Annotated in this window: 19 protein-coding genes; 15 read left to right on the top strand and 4 right to left on the bottom strand. The window is 70.6% G+C overall.

Annotated elements, in window-relative coordinates; all coding sequences use genetic code 11:
• Positions 1 to 4: 4 nt before the first annotated feature.
• The 3 genes from WME85_RS36765 to WME85_RS36755 form a co-directional block, all read right to left on the bottom strand.
• A complete protein-coding gene (locus WME85_RS36765; RefSeq protein ID WP_437842438.1) occupies positions 5 to 1,900 on the bottom strand; it encodes a multicopper oxidase family protein in 1,896 nt (631 codons plus the stop codon).
• A gap of 459 nt (positions 1,901 to 2,359) precedes the next feature.
• Positions 2,360 to 3,433 (bottom strand): D-xylose ABC transporter substrate-binding protein, encoded by a 1,074-nt coding sequence (gene xylF, locus WME85_RS36760; protein ID WP_437842436.1) that lies wholly within the window; start codon positions 3,431 to 3,433, stop codon positions 2,360 to 2,362.
• A 79-nt stretch (positions 3,434 to 3,512) separates the two neighbouring features.
• On the bottom strand, positions 3,513 to 5,171 hold the full coding sequence (locus WME85_RS36755; RefSeq protein WP_437827743.1) for a glycoside hydrolase 5 family protein: 1,659 nt from the start codon (positions 5,169 to 5,171) through the stop codon (positions 3,513 to 3,515).
• Between the two features lie 506 nt (positions 5,172 to 5,677).
• On the opposite strand from WME85_RS36755, the gene WME85_RS36750 reads away from it, so the two are divergent.
• The 5 genes from WME85_RS36750 to WME85_RS36730 all read left to right on the top strand — a co-directional run bounded on the left by WME85_RS36750 (position 5,678) and on the right by WME85_RS36730 (position 10,848).
• Complete coding sequence (locus tag WME85_RS36750) at positions 5,678 to 6,799, top strand: sterol desaturase family protein (RefSeq protein WP_437827742.1); 1,122 nt, start codon at positions 5,678 to 5,680, stop codon at positions 6,797 to 6,799.
• A 249-nt stretch (positions 6,800 to 7,048) separates the two neighbouring features.
• Complete coding sequence (locus tag WME85_RS36745; protein ID WP_437827741.1) at positions 7,049 to 8,164, top strand: ADP-ribosylglycohydrolase family protein; 1,116 nt, start codon at positions 7,049 to 7,051, stop codon at positions 8,162 to 8,164.
• Positions 8,165 to 8,179: 15 nt separating this feature from the next.
• On the top strand, positions 8,180 to 8,545 hold the full coding sequence (locus WME85_RS36740) for a GH12 family glycosyl hydrolase domain-containing protein (protein WP_437842434.1): 366 nt from the start codon (positions 8,180 to 8,182) through the stop codon (positions 8,543 to 8,545).
• A gap of 130 nt (positions 8,546 to 8,675) precedes the next feature.
• Positions 8,676 to 10,091, top strand: coding sequence for an AAA family ATPase (locus WME85_RS36735; protein ID WP_437827740.1), 1,416 nt, complete (start codon positions 8,676 to 8,678; stop codon positions 10,089 to 10,091).
• Positions 10,092 to 10,104: 13 nt separating this feature from the next.
• Positions 10,105 to 10,848: an HNH endonuclease gene (locus tag WME85_RS36730; protein WP_437827739.1), complete on the top strand. Its 744-nt coding sequence runs from the start codon at positions 10,105 to 10,107 to the stop codon at positions 10,846 to 10,848.
• On the opposite strand, the gene WME85_RS36725 is transcribed toward WME85_RS36730, so the two are convergent.
• Positions 10,760 to 13,186, bottom strand: a complete 2,427-nt coding sequence (locus WME85_RS36725; RefSeq protein WP_437827738.1) for an NACHT domain-containing protein — start codon at positions 13,184 to 13,186, stop codon at positions 10,760 to 10,762. The two genes, WME85_RS36730 and WME85_RS36725, sit on opposite strands and share 89 nt — an antisense overlap.
• 496 nt (positions 13,187 to 13,682) lie before the next feature.
• Here WME85_RS36725 and WME85_RS36720 point away from each other — a divergent pair, with 496 nt between their 5' ends.
• The 10 genes from WME85_RS36720 (at position 13,683) to WME85_RS36675 (ending at position 24,129) form a co-directional block, all read left to right on the top strand.
• The gene (locus WME85_RS36720) at positions 13,683 to 13,997 is read left to right on the top strand and encodes a hypothetical protein (RefSeq protein WP_437827737.1); all 315 of its coding nucleotides are present in this window, start codon (positions 13,683 to 13,685) and stop codon (positions 13,995 to 13,997) included.
• Between the two features lie 30 nt (positions 13,998 to 14,027).
• Positions 14,028 to 14,333, top strand: a complete 306-nt coding sequence (locus WME85_RS36715; RefSeq protein ID WP_437827736.1) for a hypothetical protein — start codon at positions 14,028 to 14,030, stop codon at positions 14,331 to 14,333.
• Positions 14,334 to 14,749: 416 nt separating this feature from the next.
• Positions 14,750 to 16,693 carry a DUF1585 domain-containing protein gene (locus tag WME85_RS36710; protein ID WP_437827735.1) on the top strand — a complete coding sequence of 648 codons (1,944 nt, stop codon included), beginning with the start codon at positions 14,750 to 14,752 and terminating at the stop codon, positions 16,691 to 16,693.
• On the top strand, positions 16,690 to 17,577 hold the full coding sequence (locus tag WME85_RS36705) for a hypothetical protein (protein WP_437827734.1): 888 nt from the start codon (positions 16,690 to 16,692) through the stop codon (positions 17,575 to 17,577). Before WME85_RS36710 ends, WME85_RS36705 begins: the two co-directional genes overlap by 4 nt.
• Before the next feature lie 10 nt (positions 17,578 to 17,587).
• A complete protein-coding gene (locus tag WME85_RS36700; protein WP_437827733.1) occupies positions 17,588 to 18,952 on the top strand; it encodes a DUF1501 domain-containing protein in 1,365 nt (454 codons plus the stop codon).
• Positions 18,949 to 20,280 (top strand): c-type cytochrome, encoded by a 1,332-nt coding sequence (locus WME85_RS36695; RefSeq protein WP_437827732.1) that lies wholly within the window; start codon positions 18,949 to 18,951, stop codon positions 20,278 to 20,280. The genes WME85_RS36700 and WME85_RS36695 overlap by 4 nt, the downstream gene beginning before the upstream one ends.
• A 138-nt stretch (positions 20,281 to 20,418) precedes the next feature.
• Positions 20,419 to 21,276 (top strand): helix-turn-helix domain-containing protein, encoded by an 858-nt coding sequence (locus tag WME85_RS36690; RefSeq protein ID WP_437827731.1) that lies wholly within the window; start codon positions 20,419 to 20,421, stop codon positions 21,274 to 21,276.
• A 55-nt stretch (positions 21,277 to 21,331) separates the two neighbouring features.
• Positions 21,332 to 21,826 (top strand): VOC family protein, encoded by a 495-nt coding sequence (locus tag WME85_RS36685; protein ID WP_437827730.1) that lies wholly within the window; start codon positions 21,332 to 21,334, stop codon positions 21,824 to 21,826.
• Between the two features lie 321 nt (positions 21,827 to 22,147).
• Positions 22,148 to 23,380 (top strand): hypothetical protein, encoded by a 1,233-nt coding sequence (locus WME85_RS36680; RefSeq protein WP_437827729.1) that lies wholly within the window; start codon positions 22,148 to 22,150, stop codon positions 23,378 to 23,380.
• Positions 23,377 to 24,129: a ferritin-like domain-containing protein gene (locus WME85_RS36675; protein WP_437827728.1), complete on the top strand. Its 753-nt coding sequence runs from the start codon at positions 23,377 to 23,379 to the stop codon at positions 24,127 to 24,129. The genes WME85_RS36680 and WME85_RS36675 overlap by 4 nt, the downstream gene beginning before the upstream one ends.
• Positions 24,130 to 24,310 lie beyond the last annotated feature (181 nt).

The raw sequence follows: 24,310 nt of genomic DNA, 5'->3' as shown, positions 1-24,310 counted from the left end.
GCGGTCACCGTCGCGGGATGTCGTCCGGCATCGGGCCGATCTGGTAGGGCCGCATCATCTCGTTGTCCTCGTGCTCGAGGATATGGCAGTGCCACACGAACCGCCCAGGCTTCTCGAACCTCATCTTGATGCGCGTGATCTCGAACGGCAGCGCGACGACGGTGTCCTTGACGCCCTCCTCCCCGGCCTCCGGCGGGCGCGGATCGCCGTCGAACGGCTGGCGATCGACGACCTCGAAGTGGACCTCGTGGACGTGGATCGGGTGCGCGTCCACGGTGAAGTTGTAGATCTCCCACACCTCCGTCGAGCCCACGGCCGGGTTCTCCGTGATCGGATCGTGCCAGAAGAGCGGCCTGGGCGTCCTCCCGCCCTGCGGAGGATCGAGTGTACCCAGCAGGGCGACCTGCAGGCCGGCCTCGGGATCGAGCGCGGAGCTCACGTCGTTCAGGGACACCTGCCGGCGGACGTCCACCTCGCCGAGGGGGGGGATCCGGGGGAGATCGAGCCGGTGGGGGGGCGTGCTCGTGTCGCTGCTCGTCGCCGGCACGACGCGGAGCTGCATCACCTGCCCTGTCGTCTTCGGGTCGGCCGGGGGCTGCGGACCGCCGGTGAAGGGCGCGTCAGGACCGAGGTTGAGGAGGACGATCTCGGTGCCCGCGCGGACCCCGCTGAAGTCGACGATCACGTCCACGCGCTCGGCCGGAGCGAGCAGGAGGGTCCCGCGCTCCACGGGGGAGGGGAGGAACCCTCCCTCCGAGCCTATCTGCCAGAACGGGAGGCCGTTATCCATCTTCAGGAGCAGGAACCTCGACGGGCAGCCGTTGAGGATGCGGAAGCGGTACCGCCGCTGCTCGACCTCGAGGTAGGGCCACGCTTGGCCGTTGACGACCATGGCGTCGCCGAAGAACTCCGGGACCCAGATCGGCGGGATATCGCCCTTCGGGATGTACAGCGCGTCGAGCGGCGGGGAGAGCCCGCGCGAGGCTGGATAGAAGAGCGAACCGTCGTCGTTGAAGGAGCGGTCCTGGATCACGAGCGGGATCTCGTGGACCCTGGCTCCCGGGGGGTCTCCTGGTCTCGGGGCTGGTCCGGGGAGGGCGTCGTGCGGCAGATCGTCCGGTCCGCCGCGGAGCAGGTAGAAGCCGGCCGGCCCCGCGTAGACGTTGAGGCGGGTGATGCCGAGCGAGTGGTCATGATACCAGAGCGTCGATGGCCGCTGGTCGTTCGGGTACTCGAACACGGCCGTCCCCGGCTCCCATAGCTGCCCGAGCGGCGACGTGCGCCGGTAATGGTCGTAGAAAGTGCCGGTCTCCGCGTACCCCTCGGGGATATCGGTCGCCGCGGGGAGGTACCAGGCTTCCGGATAGCCGTCGCTCTCCTGCCGCACCCTGGCGGTCCCGTGGAGGTGCGTGACGAACGGCACCGGGCCCCGGTAAGGTCCCGGCGGGCAGTCGCCGGCGAACGTGGGCCGCCTGTCGCGGCCTTTCACCCCGCCGGGCGGGTTGGCCCAGTGGAGGGTCGGGTCGACCGGGAGCAGGTGGGGGAGGAAGCGGCCTGTCGCGGGGTCCTTGAGATCGTTGATCCACTTCACGCGCACCGGCCGCCGCCACTTCGCCTCGATGGTGAACGCCGGGTAGCTGAACGACTGCGGGTGATGGACGGAGCCGTAGCCCCACACCGTCGTCGGGGGCAGACCCAGCTCGGGCGGCAGGACGTGCTGCTCGAACTGCCGGACGGCGATCTCGTAGTAGTCCGTGTCGGCGCCGTCCACGCTGAGCACCGCCGCCTCGGGCATGACCCGCGGGATCGCCAGCGGGCGCGTGTATCTGGGGATCGCGGCGCCGGGCAGGGTCGGGACCGAGCCCGGGACGGCCGGGCACGCGGCCGCGGCCGCCCTCACCACGCCTCCGCGCCGGAGCGCCGCGGTCGCGCCGCGGCCAGACCGCGCCTCGGGAGAGGTCGTCGCTTCATCGAGGACATCGCGCCTCCTTGCCTCGCGCTGCACGCTGCGAGCGCGCACCAGGATGGCCGGCGCGCGGACCCGAGCCACCCGGGAAGCTCCGGATTCGAGGAGCGCCGGGATCATGAACGGTTCCGGGATCGCTGGGCTCCGGGCGACATCCAGGGCTCAGCCGTACGACCGGGATCGCCTGGGACGACGCGCGGCTGCGGGCCGGGCGCCCGCGACGCCCGGGAGCGCGGTCGGGTCATGGTCACGCGCCCACGCGCGCGCGAGGGAGCGAGGGAGGGAGATGGGAGGCGGGAGGCGTCCGCCGTCAGACGCCCTGGAGGACATCCGACGGCAGATCGCCGATCGGGCGGCGAACGCTCGCCCGGGAGAGGCCTGCTCGGCCGCCGGCTACTGCTCCTTCGGGGCGTCCTTGTAGACTTCCTCTTTCTTGTGGAACCCGTCGGCGATCACCGTGGAGGCGAGGTTGTCCTTGTCCACGGCGACCGGCGTGATGAGCACGCTGGCCACGTCCTTCTTCCCGTTGTTGACCGTCTGCGTCTTCTCGCCGAGGTCCTCCTTCTTCGCCAGCTTGATGGCGAGCTCGGCGGCCTTCTCGGCGAGCAGCTTGATCGGCTTGTAGACGGTCATGTTCTGGGTGCCGGCCGCGATCCGCTGGCAGGCGGCGAGCTCGGCGTCCTGCCCCGAGACGACGACCTTGCCGGCGAGCTTCTGCTCGCCGAGCGCCTGGACCGCCGCGCCCGCGAGCCCGTCGTTCGAGGCGACGACCGCCGTGACGTTGTTGTTGTTCTTGGTGAGGGCGTTCTCGGTGATCTTGAGCCCCTCGACCGGCTGCCAGTCCTTGGCCCACTGGTCCGCCACGACCTTGATGTCGCCCTTGTCGATGAGCGGCTTCAGGATGTTCATCTGCCCCTCGCGGAACAGCTTCGCGTTGTTGTCGGTCGGGGAGCCGCCGATGAGGACGTAGTTCCCCTTCGGCTGCATCTTCACGAGGTACTCGGCCTGGAGCTCGCCCACCTTCACGTTGTCGAAGGACACGTAGAGGTCGACGTCGGAGTCGAGGATCAGCCGGTCGTAGGCGATGACCGGCACGCCCTGCTTGTGCGCCGACTCGACGATCGTGGCCGTCGTCTTGGCGTTGTGGGGCACGACCACGAGGATGTCGACGCCCTGGGTGAGCAGGTTCTCGGCCTGCGAGTTCTGAAGGGCGTCATCGCTGTTCGCCGACTGCACGAGGACCTGCGCCCCGAGCGACTCGGCCTTCGCCTTGAACAGGTCGCGGTCGCGCTGCCACCGCTCCTCCTTGAGGGTGTCCATGGAGAAGCCGATCGTGAGCTTCTTCTTCTCCGTGCCCTTGGTGTCCGCGGTCTTCGCGGCTTTTTCTTCCGTCTTGCCCGCGCCCACCTCGTTCCCTGCCTCCGGCTTCGAGCAGCCGGCCGAGAACGCGAGCGAGAACAGCGCCATGAGGAAGGCAGAACGACGAATCAAGATGACCTCCGCGTCAGATGAAGGGGTGTGGGGCTGTGATGGGCCCCACGGGTAATCACTGTGTCGAGTTGATCTGGTCAGCGTACTGCATGATGAGCGTCAGCGTGTCGACGTCGGTTGTGTACACCGAGTACCAGCCCTGGAGCTCGTGGGGCGGATCGCCGATGTAGTCCTGGCCGATGCGCCAGTAAAGGTTCCCGTCGTTCTCCGGCCTGCCGGTCCCGCCCCACGCCCAGAAGTTCACGCCGGCGAGCTCGGGGTTGTCCTTGACCGCGTCGAAGACGGAGGCGTAGTACGCGTTCCTCTTCGTGACCGGCGTGCTGATGGGGTCGGACTTGTCGTCGCGCGCGAGGCCGAACTCCTCGACGACGATCGGCTTGTTCAGCGCCTTGGCGTGCGCGACCTGGGTGGCGATGAACGCGTCGCTCTCGTCGATGGCCGCGCTCAGCGACTTCTCGGCGTCGCTGTCGATCGGCAGCGAGGGGTCGTACCACGACCAGTTCTCCGGCCAGACGTGGAAGGTCAGGTAATCGATGCCGGCCACGTCGTGGAACGCGCGGTAGTCGCTGTTCGCGTAGTCGCCCCACTGGTACAGCTCGCCCTCCGAGCCGATGGAGACCAGGTGGTTCGGGTCGATGTCCTTGATGAACTTCGCGGTCCGCTCGACCCAGAGCTTGAAGAGCGCGCTCCAGCCCCGGAACGACCGCGGCTCGTTCGCGAGCTGCCACGCCATGATGCCCGGGTGGTCCTTGAGGGCGGCGATGACGACCTCGGCCCGGCTGTAGAAGAACTCCTGCGCTTTCTTGTTGCACAGGAACAGGGTCGAGAGGTTCTGCTGGTCGTCCCACGCCGGGCCGACGAGGTTCGGGTCGGTGATCGTGTTCGGGTGGGGGATCGCGAAGTCGCCCGCGAGCGGGACGGCCTGGCAGTCCTCGCCGGTGCCCTCCTCGAACCGGGCCGACCCGGCGAACGGCACGAAGTGGCCTGCCGCGAGCAGGTCCGCGCCCGTGTCGGGGTGGGTCAGGCCGACCTGGTAGTCGCTGAAGTCCTTGCCGCACGTGGTCTCGGGCTGCTCGTGCGCCCACTTGATGTACTGGGGCATACCGCCGGACCAGTGGTACCAGTCGTTCAGCGTCATCACGGCCTTCATGCCGTGGCCGTGGATCTCGTCGAGCACCGTCTTCAGGTTGCTCACGTACTGCTCCAGCTTCGGGTCGGCGCACGGCGCATCCGACGACGCGGGGAAGATCCGCTGCGGCCCGAACTCCGGGTCGTTCTGCTGCGCCTCGGGGATGTCGCCCTCGCTGAGCGCCATGATCCGGAGGTTGAGCACGCCCTGGCTTTCGAGGATGTCGAGCTCGGCGCGCAAGCGCTCGCGGTCGACGTAGGGAGCTGCCCAGAAGTTCGTGCCCATGTACTTGTACGGTTTCCCGTCGAGCGTGAGCTTACTCCCATCGGTGCGGACGTAGCACTTTTCGGCTTGCCGGGCGCAGTCGACGGCCGCGCTCCCGCCGGTTCCGTCCCCGCCGCCGCCGGTGTCGCCCCCGCCGGTGCCGCCCCCGCCGCCGCCGGTGTCGCCGCCGCCGGTGTCGCTCCCGCCGCCGCCGGTGTTGCCGGACCCACCGGTGCCGCCGGAGGGGGAGGGGTCGACCGCGTCAGAGGAGCACGCGGCGAGGGAGAGCAGTCCCAGAGCGAGCAACAAGGTTCTGTTCATGGTGTTTCCTTACCTGGTTCGAGGTTCGTTCCTCAAGCGTGGCTGAGCGCTGTCGCTCGGAGCCTGCGGCCGGTTCACGGCGAGTTGCCGAGCGGCCGCGTCACCTGCGCGGTGATCGTCTCGCCGGCATGGCTGCGATTCCCCCGGACGTCGCGCCACGACAGATCTCCGTTCGGGGTGGTCGCTCCTGCTGGCTTGGCTGGTGGCAGACCACTTAATCGGTTCAGCGTCAACAGGGAACCGAGCGGCCGGCGGGGCGGCTCCGGAGCGGGCGTGCGGTGTTCGGGGCGCTGCCGGCGCGCGGCTGTCCGGCGGGCGGCGCCGGGTCCTGAGGCGGGGCGATCCGGGCCGGCGCCGGTGGTCGCTGCGCGCCGGCCGAGGCCGTCCGGGTGGCGCGTGTTTGCTGGCGTGCTGGCGGCGTGCCGGCGGCGTCCGGGCGGCGTCCGGGCTAGGATAGGCGGGCGGTGGCCGAGGGGCTGTGCGCCGGCCGCGCGGAGGACGGGGGCATGTCGTCGAGGCTGATCCTGCTTGCTGTACCGGCCTTTTTTGCGCTCATCGGCGTCGAGCTCTGGCTCTGTCGCCGCCGCGGGCGCCGCGATTACCGCTTCTCCGACGCGCTCGCCAACCTGTCCTGCGGGGTGGGCCAGCAAACGATTGTCACCCTCGTTAGTGTCGGCTTGCTCGTCTATGTCTTCCTCTTCGAGCGCGCCGCGCCGGTCCGGCTGCCGCCGGGCGCGTTGTCGACCTGGCTGGCCTGCTTCGTCGCCGTCGACTTTTGCTACTACTGGGCCCACCGCGCGAGCCATCGGGTGAACTTCCTGTGGGCGGCGCACGCGGTCCACCACCAGAGTGAGGACTACAACCTCTCGGTCGCGCTGCGTCAGAGCTGGGTCCAGCGGACGTTCTTCTGGCCGTTCTTCTGGCCGCTCGCCCTGCTCGGCTTCCCGCCGGCGGTGCTCGTCACGACGTACACGCTGAACACGCTGTATCAGTTCTGGATCCACACGCAGCTCGTCGGCCGGCTCGGTCCGCTGGAGTGGGTGCTGAACACGCCGTCTCACCACCGGGTGCACCACGGCGTCGACGCGGCGTATCTGGACCGGAACCACGGCGGCATGCTCATCGTCTGGGATCGGCTGTTCGGCACGTTCCGCGCGGAGGGCGCGCTCCCGCGCTACGGCGTCGTCCAGCCGCTCGGGAGCTTCAGCGCGCTGCGCGCGAACCTCGACCCGTGGCGCAAGCTCGCGCGCACGGCGGCGGCGGAGCCGCGCCTCTCGGGCAAGCTGCTCGTCTTTCTCCGGCCGCCGGACTGGCGCTCCGAGGCGTCGCCGCCCGAGGAGGGCCCGCTGCGCACCGACCCGGGCTATGTCCTGCACGACGTGGAGCGTCCCTTGCCGGTCCGCGCGCTCGCGGCGGGGCTCTTCCTGGCGGCGCTCGTCGGCGCGATCGCGTTCCTCGACGCGGCGCCGGGCCTCGGCGCGGGCCCGCTGTGGGCGGGGGCGGCCGTGCTCCTGGCGGCGCTCACCGGCGTCGGCGCGCTGCTCGACGGGCGGGCCTCGCCGGAGCCGGCGCGCGGCGAGGCGACGTCCGCCGGCTCGCCCAAGGGGCTGCCGATCTCGCCTGCATAGAAGGTAGCCAGAGCGCCCGGCGAGCCTGGGAGTCGCGCTGCGGCGGCGGGCGGCGGCGCCGCGGCGGCGGGCGGCGCCGTGACACGATGTCCATCGGCGCGGAGAGCGACTGCCAGCCTGGCGGGCTGCTCCCGGGGCGGACGCGCGGCGTGGCGCGTCGAATCGCGCGGATCTCGGCGGCGCGCTGCGGCCGTCTCCGCGTCGCGCTGCGGTCGTCTCCGCGGCACGGCGCGTGAAAGGCGCGCTCGCATGCCCATCGAGACGACATCCATCGATCGCGAGGACCGGCTCACCGGCGTCCTCCTCGGCGCGGCGGTCGGCGACGCCCTCGGCCTCCCGCGCGAGGGCCTCTCGCGCCGCCGCGCCGCGCGCCTCTTCGGCCCTGCGCCGCTCGAGCACCGCTTCGTCTTCGGCCGCGGGATGATCAGCGACGACGCCGAGCACGCGTGCATGACGGCGCAGGCGCTGCTGGCCGCCCCTCGGGACACCGCGCGGTTCGCGCGCTCGCTCGGGTGGCGTCTCCGCGGCTGGCTCGCCGCGCTGCCGGCGGGCGTCGGATACGCCACGTTGCGGGCGATCCTCAAGCTATGGCTCGGCTTCTCTCCGGAGCGGAGCGGCGTCTTCTCGGCCGGCAACGGCCCTGCGATGCGGGCGCCGATCCTCGGCGCGGCGCTCGCCCTCGCGCCGTCGCGCATCGAGCCGATGGTGCGCGCTTCCACGCGCCTCACCCATACCGATCCGCGCGCCGAGGAGGGCGCGCGGCTCATCGCCCTTGCGGCCGCGTATGCCGCGGTGCGCGGGCCGGAGCAGGTCAATCCGGGCGAGCTCCTGGCGATGCTGCGCGAGCGCGTCTCGGACGGGGAGCTCCGCCGCCGGCTCGACTGCGCGGCGGAGCTGCTCGCCCGGGGCGCCTCGGCGGAGGAGTACGCCGCTGCGATCGGGCTCGATCAAGGCGTGAGCGGCTTCATCGTGGACACCGTCCCTGCGGTCCTGTTTTGCTGGCTCGCGAACGTGCGCGATTTCCGGCGCGCGGTGGAGGACGTGATCCTGCTCGGGGGCGACGCCGACAGCACGGGCGCCATCGTCGGCGGCCTCGCGGGCGCGACGCTGGGTGCGCGCGCCATTCCGGGAGCGTGGCTCCGCGGGATCGCCGATTTCCCGCTGTCGGTCGGGTGGATGCGGCGGCTCGGGGCGCGGCTCGCGCGGGCGTTCCGCGGCGAGGGGGAGGGCGCCGCGGCGGGGGAGGGCGCTCCTCGCGGGGAGGGGCCGCTCGGCTACTTCTGGCCGCTCGTGCCGGTGCGCAACCTGATCTTCCTGATGCTGGCGCTGAAGCACGGATTCCGGAGGATGCTGCCGCCCTATTGAGGCGCCGCATACGACATCTGGATGGGCAATGGCACGCGGCTCCAGGGCTACCTGATGGTGTGGCTGCGCGATCCGCCGAGCTATCAGCCCGCCGGGCAGCCGAACCCCGCGCATCAGGGCGTGACGGTCGCGAACGTCCCTGGCACGTGGAACATCTGGAACGGCATGGTGAACGGCCTGCCGAACGTGAACTGGGTGCGCGCCGAAGGGAACGACAGCTACGAGATCGAGTTCGACGTGATGGACTTCGTGCGCGACGCGGAGACGCGCGGCCTCAGCGTGCCCGGCAATACAGTGAACGCGGTCGGCGTCGGGTTCGAGATCTGGGAGGGCCCGCTCACGAACTTGCAGAGCCTCGACTTCTACGTCGACGTGAACTGACGTGAACTGAGCGCGCGCTTCGCTCCTCGCGCCAGCGCGCGCCGACGAGCTTCGGCAGCTCCGGCGAGAGCTCGCTCGCCAGAATCTGTACGAGCGCGCTCCTCGCGGTGCTTTGGGCTATAGTCGGCGCGTGACGACGCGCCGCAACGAGAGCAAGTCGCCGCCCGCGCCTCCGCCGGGGGCAGGTACAACCGCTGTTTCCCGGCTCGTCCTCGAGAACGTGCGTTGCTTCGCGCGCGGCGAGGTGCCGCTCGGGGCGCAGGTCACGGTCGTCATCGGGCAGAACGGTTCCGGCAAGACGAGCATCATCGAGGCGATCGCCTCCCTCGCGCCCGGCGACGGCGAGGGGCTCGACCGCTTTCCGCTCCGCCGCGGGGCATCCGGCGGCTCGATCGCGCTCCACGGGACCGGCGCCGAGCCGCTCGCGCGCTGGGTCGATGGCGAAGGGCGCGCCGAGCGCGCGCGGCTCCCGCGCGGACAGCACGTCTTCGCGTATGGCCAGTACCGGGCCTTGCGTCCGCCGGCGAGGCCGCGCCAGGCGGCCGGCCCGACGCTCCTCGGTCCGGAGTGGGAGCAGGCGCTGGCCCGGGCGCTCCCGGCGCACCTCGAGGACGCGCTGCGCCGCCCGGCCACGCGCACGCTGGTCGACTTCGACGAGTACCTCTTCCGGGATCTCTCGGCCTACGTCGCGCTCCTGGAGGAGCGAGGCGAGTACGATCCTGCCGCGCGGGCGGTATGGGAGAGGCTGCGGGCGTGGCTCTTGGGGCTAGACCGGCGCATCGAGGGAGTGGACATCGTGGAGCAGGAAGGGCGCCGCGTGGTGGCGTTCCGTCGCTCGGGCGTCACGCTCTCGGTCACCGAGCTCTCCGACGGGTACCGCGCCATGCTCTCCGTCGTCCTGGATCTCGCGATCCGCTACGCGCAGCTCTTCTCCGCGCTCGACGATCCGCTCGCGGGCGAGGCCATGGTGGCCATCGACGAGGTCGATCTCAACCTCCACCCCCGCTGGCAGCGGTGGATCATCGATCAGCTCACGAGCCTGTTTCCGCGCACGCGCTTCGTGTTGACCACGCACTCTCCCGCGGTGGTGCAGGCCGCCATCGACGACGAGAAGCGCGAGATCCAGATTCTGGTGCTGGACGAGAAGCCCGGGGAGGGCACGACGGTGCGGCCGTTGACGAAGGGCGATCTGGAGCGGCTCGACGGCGCGGAGGTCGACTCGGTGATGGTGGACGGCGCTGTCTTCGCTGTGCCCTCGCGCCTCTCGCCGACGTACGAGGCGCGGGAGTTGGAGGCCGCCGCGCTCCGCCAGAAGGTCGAGGACGGCACGGCGACGGCGCGCGACCGGCAGACGCTGCTGAAGACGCTGGACGAGCTGCAAGGCGTGCTCGCGCGGGAGGAGGAGCGGGAGGGCAGAGGGCCGCTGCTGTCCGAGATCGCGCGGACGCAGATCGCGCTGCTCAGGCGGCTGGATGCACAGCTTTCCGTGAAGGGAGGGGGACGGCGTGATCCGGCTCCGGCGAAAAGGCGTAAAGCCTCCCGCTGACTGGCAAGCGACGGTGGACGCGGCGTTCCCGGACGCGGCGGCGTTCTGGAAGAAGGTGAAGGCCTTCGAGAAGCTCGCCGAGCACGGGGCGAAGCGGAAGAAGGGGTTCGTGCGCTACGCGCCGGATGTGCTGCCGTCCGACGAGAAGGGGAAGCCGGAGTTCCCGCCGGTCTGGCGCGCCGATGCGCGCGTCCGGCAGGCGATCGCCGGGATGTCTCAAGGTTTCTGCGCTTACTGCCAGTCTCCCGTCAGCTCGACCCACCCCGGGGCGAAGGGGGAGGAGAAGCCGCCGGGGCAGGTCGAGCACTTCCGGCCCAAGGCTCGCTTTCCCGCGCAGGCCTACGCATGGGACAACTACTTCCTGGCATGCATGGGGTGCAACGGCGCGAAGCACGACAAGTGGCCGGCCGGCGGGTACGTGCGGCCTGACGAGGGCGACCCGGGCAGCCGGTTCGTGTTCGCGGAGAACGGCGAGATCGAGGCGCGTGACGGCGATGAGCAGGCGAGGTGCACGGTCGAGGACTTCGACCTGGCGCGCCACTGGCTCACGCAGCACCGGGGAACGGCGATCCAGAGCCATCTTGACTTCGTGCGGAGGCTGATGGGGCGTCCAGGCATTCAGCTTCAGGACATGCTGATCACGCGGCCGGTGGCGTTCTCCGAAGCGATCAACCAGAACGTGCGGCGCGTCTGGGAGAACGGACGGCGTAAGAAGAAGCAGAACTCGTCGCGTGGGCGGTCTCGGCGCGTTCGATAAGCGCCCTGAGCTTGTTGCGCAACTCGGGGTCCTCCACAAGGTCCATGCTTATTTGGAGAGATCGAACGGCGCTCGGATCGGCTGAAGGAATGGCATCGAAGAAGATGGAAAACGCCGTCTCCGAGACTTCAATGATGCTTCTCACGAAGAGGGCGGCGCACTCGGCAAGAGTGCGAGGCTTGTTGAACATCCCGAGCAAGGTGGGGATCGGGTAATCGGTCCGGCTGGGGTCTCTCAGAAACTTCAAAATTGATCGTGTTGCTGGCTCATATTGAATATAGGCAAGGAGCACGATGATTGACGTCTTCTCTTCCGTGCTCGCCTTGTCGAGCGATCGAAGGAGCACCGGTCCGGCCACGTCGCCGAGATGAACCAGCGTTTCGAATTCTTTGGGGCTCGCCGGCGGAATCAGCCGTGCCACGCGCTTCTCGATCTCCTTCCGCTGCGCCTGCCTGACCTCGATGGCCGTGTCGGTGCATTGCGCCGCGAGCATCGTCCCTTCGGCCACGTCGTCCCCGTCCTTGGCGAGCAACCCGCGGATGATCCGGTCGGCATGAGCGCCCGGGAACCCGGCGGAGAGCACGATGACCTCGTGCCACCACTTGTCCCTGTAGCTCAGCAGCAGCTCGTTGTAGGCGTGCGCGTTCACCAACTCCATCGCGGCGAGGTATTCCTGGAACGTCAGGTGCGAGAACGCGAAGGAACCTGGCGATCGCTCCACGAGTACGCCGTTGCGGTCCCGGATCTCCGTCACGATCGTCGCCGCCTCCCCCTCCGGACGGCCGAGGTCTGGCAGGTGTTCCGCGAGCCGCTTGACGACCTCCTCCGCCGGCAACTCCGCCACGCGCGCCCTGTGCATCGAGAGCGCGAGCCGGGCGAGCAGGGCGCGCTTCGCGTGGGCGTCGAGCTTGCCGATGGCGGCGCCCTCCGCGAACTTGGCGCGGTCCCACTCGTAGAGCAGGACGTTGGTGATCGCCTCGTAGAGGGCGACCCGGCGCTCCGGGATCCGCTGCCCGAGGAAGCGGTGGACGACGCAGATGACGGAGCAGAGGAGGGGAGTCTCCGCGAGCTTCTCGATCGCCCGGCTCGCACGCACTCGCTCTTTGAGATCGTCCGCGGCGGCGCGCGCGTCGATCTCGGCCTGTTCACGTGGCTTGTTGAGGCTCAGCTCGGCGGCCAGACACCATCGGTCGATGAAGACGCCGACCTCGTCGCGCGTCATCGGCAAGAGGCGTGCGCGCGCAAATCCTCTGGGCGCGGTTTCGTCCTCGCCAGGAGCGGCGGCCGGCCTCGTCGTGACGATCACCGAGTTCCCTGGGTACGCGTCGAGCGTCGCCGTGAGGGCCGGGAGCACTTTCCCGGCCACCTGCGTCCGGGCTTCATCCAGGCCATCGATGAGAAGCAGCGCTCGACCACGCCGGAGCGCTGCTTCCACGAACCAGGCCTCCGCGCCGGCGGCGTGCGCCATCCCCTCCGGGCTCGCTGGAGGGTCCTGAAGCGCTCGCACTGGCACGAGGAAGGGAATCGACGCCGGTTCGCGCCGTGACGTGGGCGTGGCCAGCTCGCCCCGAGCGGCGCGCGTGGCCAGGTACGCGAGGAGCGTTGATTTGCCGCTGCCCGGCTCGCCGAAGATCAGGAGGCGTGGGTGGTCCACGAACGCATCCGTAGCGAGCACCCGCGGCCGCTCCAGCACGCGCAGCATTGCGCTGGCCGCCTTAGCTTCGACCGCCATCGCGCCGCCCTTTGGCTTCTTACCTGCCGCCCTTCTTGGCTTCGTCGAGCGCAGCTCTTCCGACGGCTCCTCCACATGCAGCGGCACATAGGCGATCTCGAGATCCTGCCGCACGCGCGCGCTGAGCTGGAGTCCGCGGATCTCGATCTGCCCGTATCTCGCCTCGACCTCGCGCCGGTAGGCCCGCTCCGCGGCAGCGAAGCGCGCCTCCTCGTCGCCCCGGGCGGCCGCGTCGAGCACGGCGCGCTCTTCCGCGCACCGGATCTCGAAGACATCCGCTTCCGGAAAGGCATCCTCGAAGCCCTTCTGCCGCCACCGCTCCACGAGTGCGCGCAGCTCGCCGCGCAGCTCCTCCGGAACCGGGTAAGGCCCGCGCGCCGCGAACGCGTCCACCAAGCGCCGCCTCGCCCGCGCGCGCCGGTTTCTGCCGACCACCTCCGGCAGGCCGTCACTCGCCTGCGGACTACCCGGCACCTCGGCGAAGATCCTGTCGAGCAACGTCTCCGGCGACTCTGCCGCCGCAGCTTCCACCTCGGCTCGGCGCGTCGCCCCGGCGGCCTTGCCTCGCCCTACCCTTGTCTTCGCCTGTCGCACGGCCGCCGTCACGACCCGGCATCCTAGAGATCGCCCTCGCTATCGTCCAGCAGACGGGCGCGAGGCGCCCACCTCGTGTCGACGTCGTCGCCCGGCCGCAGCACGACTCGTCCGGAACGCCCTCTCCCTCCCTCCCCCGCAGCCTCCCCACCCCGCTCGTCCTCCGCCCGTGGCATGCTGTCTCCCCGGGCCGCCCCATGCGCTTCGTCATCCACACCCCGCCACCCCCTCTCGCCCGCTTCGTCAGCCAGCTCTGGTACTACGCCACCCCCGAGCTCCCCCATCTGCTCGAGCGCGTGCTCCCCAGCGGCGCGGTGAACCTCCTCATCAACATGGCCGAGGACGAGCTGCGCTGGTACGACGACCCCACCGGCCTCGCCGGCGTGGCCGCCGCCGACGGCGCCCCCGCGCCCCCGCGCCCCCGCGCTGCCACCGCCTCCGCGGCATCGCCGTCTGCGGCGCCCGCGCCGAGCACATCACGATCGACACGGCCGAGCAGCGCGAGGTCATGGGCGCCGAGTTCACCCCGGGCGGCGCGTTCCCGTTCTTCGGCGTGGACGTCGAGGCGCTCGGCGGCGCCCACGTCTCGCTCGAGGCGATCTGGGGCCGCGAGGCCGACCTCGTCTGCGAGCGCGTCCTCGAGGCGAAGACCCCCGAGGCAAGGCTCGGCGCGCTCGAGTCCGCCCTCGCCGCGCGGGCGGCGCGCGCGGTCGACTTTGCTCTCGCGGCGTTCGCCGACCCGTCGCGCGCCAGCACCGTGGCCGACGTGACGGGGCGGCTCGGGATGAGCGCGAAGCGGTTCATCCGCAGCTTCACCGAGTAGGTCGGCCTCACCCCGAAGCGCTACTGTCGCGTGCGGCGCGTCCAGCAGGGGATCTCGGCGATCGAGCGCGGCGAGCGCGTCTCGTGGGCGGGCGTCGCGGCCGCGTGCGGCTACTACGACCAGGCGCAGTTCATCCCGACCCACGGAGGCCGGGGGCTCGCCGCCACCGAGATCGCCGCGCTCCCGCCTCGCTCGCGCAGCGCGAAGAACCCGAGCTACGCCCCTCTCGCGCCGCAGAGCTTCACCGATTTCGACTGGCTCGCGGTCCTCGATTCAGCGACATACAACCGCGGCGGCCGGACGTTGCGGAGGAAACGAACGAGCGGCACGCCGTGACGATATCGTCCTGTCCCGCCGGACAAGCATTCGAACACTGCGCAGCGACGACGACCTCCTCACCCTGAAAGAGATGAGGGCCTCCGGACCCTGGCGCTGAACAGCGTCGAGGGCAACACCGCTGTTCCCGACCGTCGCGGGCCGGGTACCGACGCCTCGTCGGGGGTCCCATGCTCGAGGCGGGCTCGCCCGGTGCGGCCCTGCGGGACGGAACTCCCGGACGGCGAGGGGATACAGCGGCAGCGCATCGACATACATCCGCGGTCGATGGAGGCGCGCAGCGCGTGTGTCCTCCACATCCACGCCAGATGGAGGCGTGCGGCGCGTGTGTTTTCCGAGCGACAGGCTCGCTTGGCGTCGGCGTCCGAGGCAAGATCCCATCTCTCTGCTTCGCTCAGATCACGTAGGAGGCATCCATGCGACGAGCTGGAAGAATCGCGGCCCTCTTGCTCCCGCTGGCGCTGCTCGGGTCCCGCGCCGACGCGGCGCCGGGCCTGGGCGACTACCGGTATTTCAGGGCGCTATCCATCGATCTCCAGGGCAGGATGCCGACCCGCGACGAGATCGCCGCGTTCGAGTCGCCCGCATTCGACGTCGACGCGTGGATCGACGATCGCCTGGCCCAGCCGGCGTACGCCGAGCGCATCCGGCGCATCTACATGGACCTCATGCGCCTCGACGTCGGCCCGTCGTTCCAGTTCGTGCCGAAGGCGTCGATGCTGCGCCGCCACGAGATCCTCGGCCCCGACGGCAGGCCGATGTACGTCTACTTTCGTCTGCTCCAGCGGCGCGAGCGCCCGGAGACCGACGGCGATTTCTGCTTCACCAAGGCCGAGACCGGGCTGCAGTTCCCCAAGTACGCGGCCGGCGTCGGCACGCCGATCCCCGTGTCGCAGGAGGCGCTCGACCGGAACACCGTCCTCCTGAAGCCCTGGTGGCTCTACCGCGACTACCGCGCGGCCGATCCGCACGATCGCTATGACCCGGCGACCTGGGCCTCGCGCTACCCGAACTTCACGCCGGCCGACGAGCTGCTCCGCGAGCCGGACGGCACCACGCCGGTCCAGGCCGTGCGCGTCTGCAAGGAGGAGGCGCAGACCGCGACGACCGGCACCGTGTTCATCACCGGCCGCAGGCCCCAGCCGGTCGGGACGCCGCCGCCCTACGACCGGCTCCTCCCGCTGCCGTACGACACCGACTATGCGCGCGCGCACCCGAACGCGCCGATCGATTGCCTGAGCGGCACCTCGGTCACGCTCGCGCGCGAGTGCGGCTGCGGCCCCGGCCTCGAGCGCTGCGTGCCGACCGCGGGCCCGAACCTCGAGCGGCGCGGGTTCACCGTGCCGCTCAGCGCGCCGCTCGGCGCCGAGCGGCCGACCGTCGTGGACCCGGAGTTCACCGGCGCCTGGTCGCGCTTCTGGTGGGGTCAGGAGGCCGTGCAGTTCCTCGAGCGCATCGTCGCCGAGGACCGCGACTTCCGGGAGGTCCTCACGGCCAGGTACACCTACGTGAACGGCCCGCTCTCGCAGTTCTACCAGTGGATCGCTCCCTCGACGTGCTGCGGCGGCGAGTTCGGCAGCGCCGATTACGTGAGCGGTCAGCTCTTCGGCTACGTGAACCCGGTCTCGCTCTTCGAGCCGAGCCGGGCGCCGAGGGACCTCCTGCCCCACGACACGACCGCCTGGGTGAAGGTCGAGGACCGCGGCCCCTTCGCCTCGGGCCTGCTCACCATGCCGATCTTCCTCACGAAGTACGGCTCGCGCCGCGGCCGCGCGCACGTGCTCTACAACGTCTTTCTCTGCAGCGAGTTCGTCTCGACCGAGACGCGCCTGCCGCCGTCGAACGAGTCGAACCTGATGGTCCGGCCCGGGTGTTCGGGCTGCCACGTCTCGCTCGAGCCGCTCGCGGCCTACTTCTCGCGCGTCGTCGAGAGCGACTGGACCTTCCTGCCCGGCTCGAGCTTCCCCCTCGAGAGCGCCCAGTGCAGCGCGCCCGCCGGCGGCACGGCCCAGAAGGGGTGCGATAACTTCTACGATCCGGCGTTCAGCAGCGCGACCTCGGCCAGCCTGCGCGGCGCCTACGGCTCGCACGAGCACGCCGACGAGGGGCCGGCGGGGCTCGCGCGGCAGATCGTGACCTCCGAGCGGTTCGCCCCCTGCGTCGCGGAGAAGGTCGTCTCGTCGTTCCTCGGCCGGGCCCTCACCGGCGACGACGCCGAGCTCCTCGAGCAGGCCGAGGAGGCGTTCGTGGGCGGCAGCTACCGGATGAAGCCGCTCGTGCGCGAGCTCGTGCGCGCCGCGGCGTACGAGGACGCCAACAACCTCTCGTCGGCCGCCTGGCGCAATGGAGGCTCGCGATGACCCGCTCGTCTCGACATCTCGCGGCCCTCGCGGCCATGGCGCTCGCCGTGATCGCAGCGCCCGCAGCAGGGTGCTCCAGCAAGGAGACGCCGCAGGCCGCCGCCACGGAGCCGCCCGCGCCGACCACGCCGCCGACGACGCCGACGACGCCGACGACGCCGACGACGCCGACGACATCGACCACGGCGCCGACACCGCCGTCGCCGACCACGCCTCCGACCACGCCGCCGCCGACCACGCCGCCGCCGATCGTGGGCGTGCCGGAGCAGGCGATCCCGGGCCACACCGATCTGCAGGACGACACGCCGAAGGAGGGGCCGCGGCTCGTCCCGCAGGAGGTGTACCTGCAGACCTATGTGAAGCTCTTCGGCGACGACCTCACGCCCCTCCAGGTCGAGGCGCTCGCGCGCGGCGCGGACGCGGGCAACGTGTTCGACCGGTGGGCCGATTACATGAGCCCGCTCGGCTTCCCCGACCACAAGCTCGACGTCAACCGCCAGACGAACACGAACACGCTGATGATGGCGACCTTCGAGCGTCTCGGCATCGCGCTCTGCGCGCGCAAGGCCGAGGTCGAGCTCCGGAGCAGCCCGCCGCCGCCGCCGATCGCGGCGCGCCGCGTGTTCGCCTTCGACATGACGCCCGCGGATCCTACCGACGCGGAGTTCGTCGCGCGCTTCGACGTCCTGCACCGGACGTTCCTCGGGTATCCGGCGGCCCTCGCCCCGACCGACCGCGCGGGCCGCTTTCAGGCGGTCTTCCGCGATGTCGTGCGGCGGCACGCCGCCCCCGGGGCGCCGACGTCGCGCTTCACCCCGCAACAGGCAGGCTGGGCGGCGGTCTGTTACGGCCTCGTCCGCCATCCGGAGTTCATCGTCTACTGAGGAGCCGACCATGAGATGCTGCTCGAACCGCAGGACGTTCCTCAAGGCGCTGAGCGGCGCCGCGGCGCTCGCGGCCGCCGGGGTTCCGGTGCTCCGCGCGCTCGCCGCGCCGCCCGACGGGGAGCACGAGTACTTCATCTTCATCGACATCACGGGCGGCTGGGACGTGCTCCTCTGGTCCGATCCGCGCAACGAGCGCCGGGGCCTCGTCGACCCGCCGAGCACGGAGAGCCTGAGGACCGACGGGCTGACCCGCTGGGTCGACAGGCCGCTCGAGCCGGGCGCGTCCACCTTCGAGCTCGTCCGGCCCTCGGGCAGCAACCTCGTGTTCGGTCCGGCGATCGGCAAGCTCGCGGACCTCTACGACCGGATGTGCATCGTGAACGGCATTGCCATGAACACGGTCAGCCACCCCGACGGCACCGTGTTCTCCGCGACGGGGCAGCACCTCGTCGGCAGCCGCGCGGTGTCGCCGAGCATCGACACGATCCTCGCGAACGAGCTCGGCCTCGCGGAGCTCTTCCCGCTGGTCTCGGCGCGCTTCCCGTCGTGGTTCGTCGGGAGCAACCTCGATCGCCGCGCCATGCCGGTGCTCGTCGACTCGATCGGCGCCATCGGCAAGTCGCTCACGAGGACGACCCGCTACGACCGCGCCGAGGACCGCGATCAGATCTCTCAGCTCCTCATCCAGGAGGCCAGGGACCTGGCGGACATCGCGTATTACCCCGAGGTCTACGAGGGCATGGCCCTGCACTACGAGTCGCTGCGCAAGGTCCTCTCGAGCGGCATCCGCGACGTGTTCACGGCGAGCGAGCTCAAGGTCGCGCAGCCGAGCTTCGACTACGGCGGCAGGTTCCACGGGGGCGAGGCGGTGAGCGCGGCGTTCGCGGTCGAGGCGATGAAGCGCGACGTGGTGCGGTGCGCGAGCTTCGGGCTGCAGGGCTTCGACACGCACACAGGCAATTACCAGAACCACGCGCTCATGCTTCAGGAGGCGTTCGACATGATCGCGACGCTCGTGCAGGTGCTCGACGCGTCGCCGCACCCGACGCTCGACGGCGAGCGGCTCTCGGATCACACGCACATCCTCGTGATCAGCGAGTTCTGTCGTGGGCCGATGATGAACCCCGCGGGCGGGCGCGATCATTACCCGAACAACTCGGCGCTCATCCTCTCGCCGCGGTTCAGGGGCAACTTCGCGCTGGGCCGGAGCGACGAGGAGCAGCTCCTGCCCGTCGTGACGCGGTCGTTCTCGGACGGCGAGCGGCCGATCAGCCCCGCCGACGTGCTCGCGACCTTCCTCGGCGCCTTCGGCATCGAGCCGGGCAAGTACCTGCGCGACGGGGAGATCATGCCGGAGCTCCTGGCCACATGAGGGCGCGCCGCTTCTGGCTGATCGTGGGGGCGCTGCTCCCGCTCTCGTGCGGCGGGGGCGGGGAGGGCTCGCCCGCGCCGGAGCAGCAGGACCCGCAGGAGACCGGCCCGGAGGACACCGATGCGCCGGACGGCGATGCGCCGGACGCCGGTCCGCCGGACGGCGATGCGCCGGACGGCGATGCGCCGGACGGCGATGCGCCGGACGCCGGTCCGCCGGACGCCGACCCACCGCAGCCCGACGAGGTGCTCGCCGTGTATCCGGTCGTCTGGAGTCGGGGTGACGCGGACGTGGGGCAGGTCGCGAGCGTGGTCGACGGCGGCGAGACGGTCGTGGTGCTCGGGAGCAAGGGCGCCGTGGTGCTCGAGCACGGCGAGGTCGCGAGCACGGACTCGACGAAGGTCGACTGGCGCGCGTGCGGGGTGGTCCCCGCGGCCGATCGCACGAGCGGCGGCTGGACGGTGGGGATCGACGGCGAAGGCGGCGTGTTCCGGATCCGGCCGCGGGTTCCGGTCGAGAGCATCTCGGCGCGCTACGGGCTCGAGCACGACGTGGTGACGGCCGTGGCGACGAGCGGCGGGAAGGCGGTGTTCGGGCTCGAGGAGGGCGTGGCGATCGCGGACGGCGAGCTGGTGACGCACTACGCGACGGGCCCGTTCACCAGCCTGACCGCCAGCGACGGCGGGCGCATCGCCCTGGCGGGCGCCGACGCCGTCCAGGCCTTCGAGCTGGCCGCCGAGGAGATCACGACGTTCGCCGTCCCCGGGGCCGCGCACGTGGCGTTCGACCCGGAGGGCAGGCTGGTCGCCGCGACCGCGACCTCGGTGTACCGGGAAAACGACGACGGCGCGCTCGCGCTCGTGTACGAGGCGGAGGAGGGCGGCCCGGCGATCCACGGCCTCGCGGCGTCCGGCAGCCACGTGTGGCTGGGCATCGGGTCGGAGCTCGGCCTCCTGGAGCGCGACGCGGTGGTCCGCACGGAGGGGATCGGGCTCGCGCTCGATGCCCGGCTGATCGCGGCGAGCACGGGCGATGTCTGGGCCATCGCCGGCGGCGAGCTCCTGCGCTTCTCGGCGGACGCGTCGCAGGGCGAGGACGCCGACAGCTGGGAGGCGCAGATCCGGCCGATCGTCGAGGCGTCGTGCAGCCTGTGCCACCTGCCGGGCGGGCCTGCGGCGATCGATCTATCGACGTACGCGGCATGGGTGTCGCACCGGACGGCCATCCGCCAGCGCGTCGTCGTCGAGCGCGACATGCCGCCGCCAGGCATCGAGTTCTCCGAGAGCGACCGGGAGATCATCGCGGCCTGGATCGACGGCGTCCGCTGAGGCGGCGGGCGCCCGCGCGGGCGGCGCTCGAGGCCTCCTCGCTCGGCCCTGCACGGGAACGGGAGCGCGGCCAGGTTCACCGCGACACCCACCCCGCTCGTCCTCCGCCCGTGGCATGCTGTCTCCCCGGGCCGCCCCATGCGCTTCGTCGTCCACACCCCGCCACCCCCTCTTACCCGCTTCGTCAGCCAGCTCTGGTACTACGCCACCCCCGAGCTCCCCCATCTGCTCGAGCGCGTGCTCCCCAGCGGCGCGGTGAACCTCCTCATCAATATCGCCGAGGACGAGCTGCGCTGGTACGACGACCCCACCGGCGTCGCCGCCGTCGACGGCGCCCCCTCGCCCCCGCGCTGTCACCGCCTCAGCGGCATCGCCGTCTGCGGCGCCCGCGCCGAGCACATCACGATCGACACGGCCGAGCAGCGCGAGGTCATGGGCGCCGAGTTCACCCCGGGCGGCGCGTTCCCGTTCTTCGGCGTGGACGTCGAGGCGTTCGGCGGCGCCCACGTCTCGCTCGAGGCGATCTGGGGCCGCGAGGCCGACCTCGTCCGCGAGCGCGTCCTCGAGGCGAAGACCCCCGAGGCGAGGCTCCGCGCGCTCGAGTCCGCCCTCGCCGCGCGGCTCCTCCGCCCCCGCGCGCCGCCCGCGCGCGACCCCGCGGTCGACTTCGCCCTCGCCGCGTTCGCCGACCCGTCGCGCGCCAGCACCGTGGCCGACGTGACCGGGCAGCTCGGGATGAGCGCGAAGCGGTTCATCCGCAGCTTCACCGAGCAGGTCGGCCTCACCCCGAAGCGCTACTGCCGCGTGCGGCGCTTCCAGCAGGTGATCTCGGCGATCGAGCGCGGCGAGCGCGTCTCGTGGGCGGGCGTCGCGGCCGCGTGCGGCTACTACGACCAGGCGCACTTCATCCATGACTTCCGCGCTTTCGCGGGCCTGACCCCGACCGAGTACGTCGCGCGGCGCCGCGAGCGGAACCACGTCCGGCTCGACGGCTGAGCCGGCGGGCACGTTTTTACAATACCCCCTCCCGTCGCGCGGACATGTTCCGCCCATGACCAAGCGACCGCACCCCATCGCCCCGCCCCCCTACCACGCCGTCGTGCCTCACCTCGTCGTCGCCGGCGCGTCGGACGCCATCGCTTTCTACAAGAAGGCGTTCGGCGCGACCGAGAAGCTGCGCCTCGCCGATCCGAAGCTGGGCGGCAACATCGTCTGCGCCGAGCTCATCATCGGCGATTCGGTCATCAGCGTCGCGGACGAGGCCCCCCAGTGGAACGCGCGCGGCCCGAGGGCGCTCGGCGGCTCGCCGATCGTCCTCACGCTCAACGTCGAGGACCCCGACGCTGTCGCCGCGCGCGCCGTCGAGGCGGGGGCCAAGATCATCTATCCCATCGACGACCAGTTCTACGGCCGGCGCGAGGGGAGGGTGGAGGACCCGTTCGGTCACCAGTGGGTCCTGTCGGCCGTCATCGAGGACGTCTCCGTGGAGGAGATGCAGGCGCGCATGGCGCAGTGGTGGGAAGAGAAGGGCACGAGCGCCGCCTGAGCCGCTCGACTGGGACATAGGTCCTCCATCCGCTCTTCGACAGCACTCTCTTCGACAGCACACCTCGCCTGCCGCGCCACGGATACCGCAGAGCCCGTGGCGCGCGGGCGCCTCATCCGTATACTGCATACCGCGCGTTCACCGATCCAGTTGAGCCCGCCAGCCGCCACGCGCGCGTCATGAGCGCCGGAGGTAAGTAGCGCTCAGGCGATCTTGCGACAGCTGTGGCCAAGTGCCTCAGCGTGGAGCGCGGCTGTCGTGGACAGGGCTGGCGCCCCCGTGGAGCGCCTCTTGCAGATACCCCGGAGACTGGAGGTCAAGGTGGCACTTGATTTGTTGAACGAGCGGGGCACACCGCTAGACAAGCAGCAGTTCGATTGGCGGGAGATGGTCAGCATCCCGTCGAGCAAGCTGAACGATGACGCGTTCACCCGCGTCCGGATCATCTTGATGAACGGCATCGAGTCCGAGGCCGTGCGCTTCTCTCATGCCTGTGCTCGCATGAACGGCGCGCTCCAGCGCGAGCTGGCCCTCATCCGCCGGGTCGAGCACCACCAGCAGACGATGGTGAACTGGCTCCTGCCGGGCGATCTGTCCGTGCTCGAGACCACCATCGGCTTCGAGCAGGTGGCGATCGAGGTCACCGCGTCGGTCGCCATGAACGAGCCCGACGAGTACATGGCCCAGGTCTACCGGTTCGGGATGCTCGAGGACTTCGACCACCTGTACCGGTACTCGGCGCTGATGGACCGGGTGCATGGCAAGGACTCGAACAACATCCTGCAGTGTTACACGGACATCTGTCCGGGGAGGCCGACGAGCGTGGAGCACCGCCACCCCGACGACGACCTGCGGGCCCCCTATGATCGGAGGACGGCGGCGCCGCTGACCAAGCTGAACGCGCTCACGATCATGGCGTCCGAGCACCAGACGCACGACTACTACATGAACGTCGGGCCGACCTTCGCCGATCCGATGGCGCGGCAGCTCTACGCCGAGATCGCCTCCATCGAGGAGCAGCACGTCACGCAGTACGAGTCGATCATCGATCCCAACGAGAGCTGGATCGAGAAGTGGCTCCTGCACGAGGCGACCGAGGTCTACAACTACTACAGCTGTGCGCAGTCCGAGTCGAACCCCCGGATCAAGGCCATCTGGGAGCGGTTCGTCGATTACGAGCTCGGGCAGCTGCAGCACGTGCGCCGCCTCTTCGAGACGATCGAGAAGCGCGACGCCGCGGAGATCCTGCCGAAGGAGCTGCCGGATCCCATCGAGTTCAGGAGCCACCGCGAGTTCGTCCGCCGCGTGCTGCAGAGCGAGGTGCCCCTGCGCGCTGTCGGCAAGAACATCGTGGATCCGCGCCAGGTGCCGGAGTCGCCGCAGACGATCGCCTACCGCGAGCGGCTCAACATGGCTGGCTCGCCCTCCGAGACGGTCGCCGCGGGGTACGTGTGGGTCCCCGGGACGGAGCTCGCCGCGCTGGCGGGCCAGGCCAAGGAAGCGAACGGCGCGAACGGCAATGGCGCGAAGGTTTACAAGATGAGGTCAGCATGAAGACCGAGACGACCGCGGGGATGAACCGCACCGGAATGGACATGTCGCCCATGGACTCGAAGGAGGTCGTCGTGGGCGCGAAGATCATGCCGCCGAGCAGCGCGGGCGACGATTCGGCCATCGCGAGTGTCATCGCCCATTACGCGCGGCGGGAGGAGCGGGTCGGGACGATGCCCCCGCCTGGCACGCTCAAGGGCGCGGTGAAGACGGCGCTCCAGGCGCTGAAGGGCGAGGCGCCGCTCGTCCTGCTCGACAAGCTGGGCGAGCGGCTCGCCTTCGAGCGGGCGGGGAGCCGGCTATGGAAGGGGGTGCTCGCGAAGTTCGACGCGCTCGGCTCGTTCGAGGGCGGCCCCGCGCGCGAGGAGATCGAGCAGATCTACCGGGACGAGGCGGAGCACTTCCTCCTTGTCGCCTCGGTGGTCCGGACTCTGGGCGCGGATCCCACGGCCGAGACGCCGCTGGCCGACGTCCACGGGGTCGCCTCGTGCGGCCTGATCAAGGTCGTGACGGATCCGAGGACCAATCTGGCCGACGCGCTGGAGGCGATGCTGATCGCCGAGCTCACGGACAACGACGCGTGGGACGTGCTCATCGAGATGTCCCAGGGCCTCAACGACCCGCAGATCACGGCGCGGTTCATGGACGCGCGCGCCGCCGAGGCGCGCCACCTCATGAGGGTGCGGTCCTGGATCAAGGCGTCGGTGCTCGCCCGGGCGAAGGGCGATCACGCGAACATGGTGACGAGCTGAGCTGAAGGCTCGTCCTGTAACCAGGCCAGGCCCGCAGCTCGCGGGCGCCAGGCGCGCAGGGTACACCCGGCGGGCGTGGCGCCCGCGCGCGCGTTTCATGTCTCATGGACGGTCTGGCGCTGGATGACCGCTCGCCCGCTCGCCCGCTGGCTGAGCCTGCTGTGCTGCTGCAGCGCTCGGC

Source organism: Sorangium sp. So ce1153 (assembly GCF_051521595.1).
GTDB lineage: Bacteria > Myxococcota_A > Polyangia > Polyangiales > Polyangiaceae > Sorangium.
This window is presented reverse-complemented; position numbering and strand designations above follow the sequence as displayed.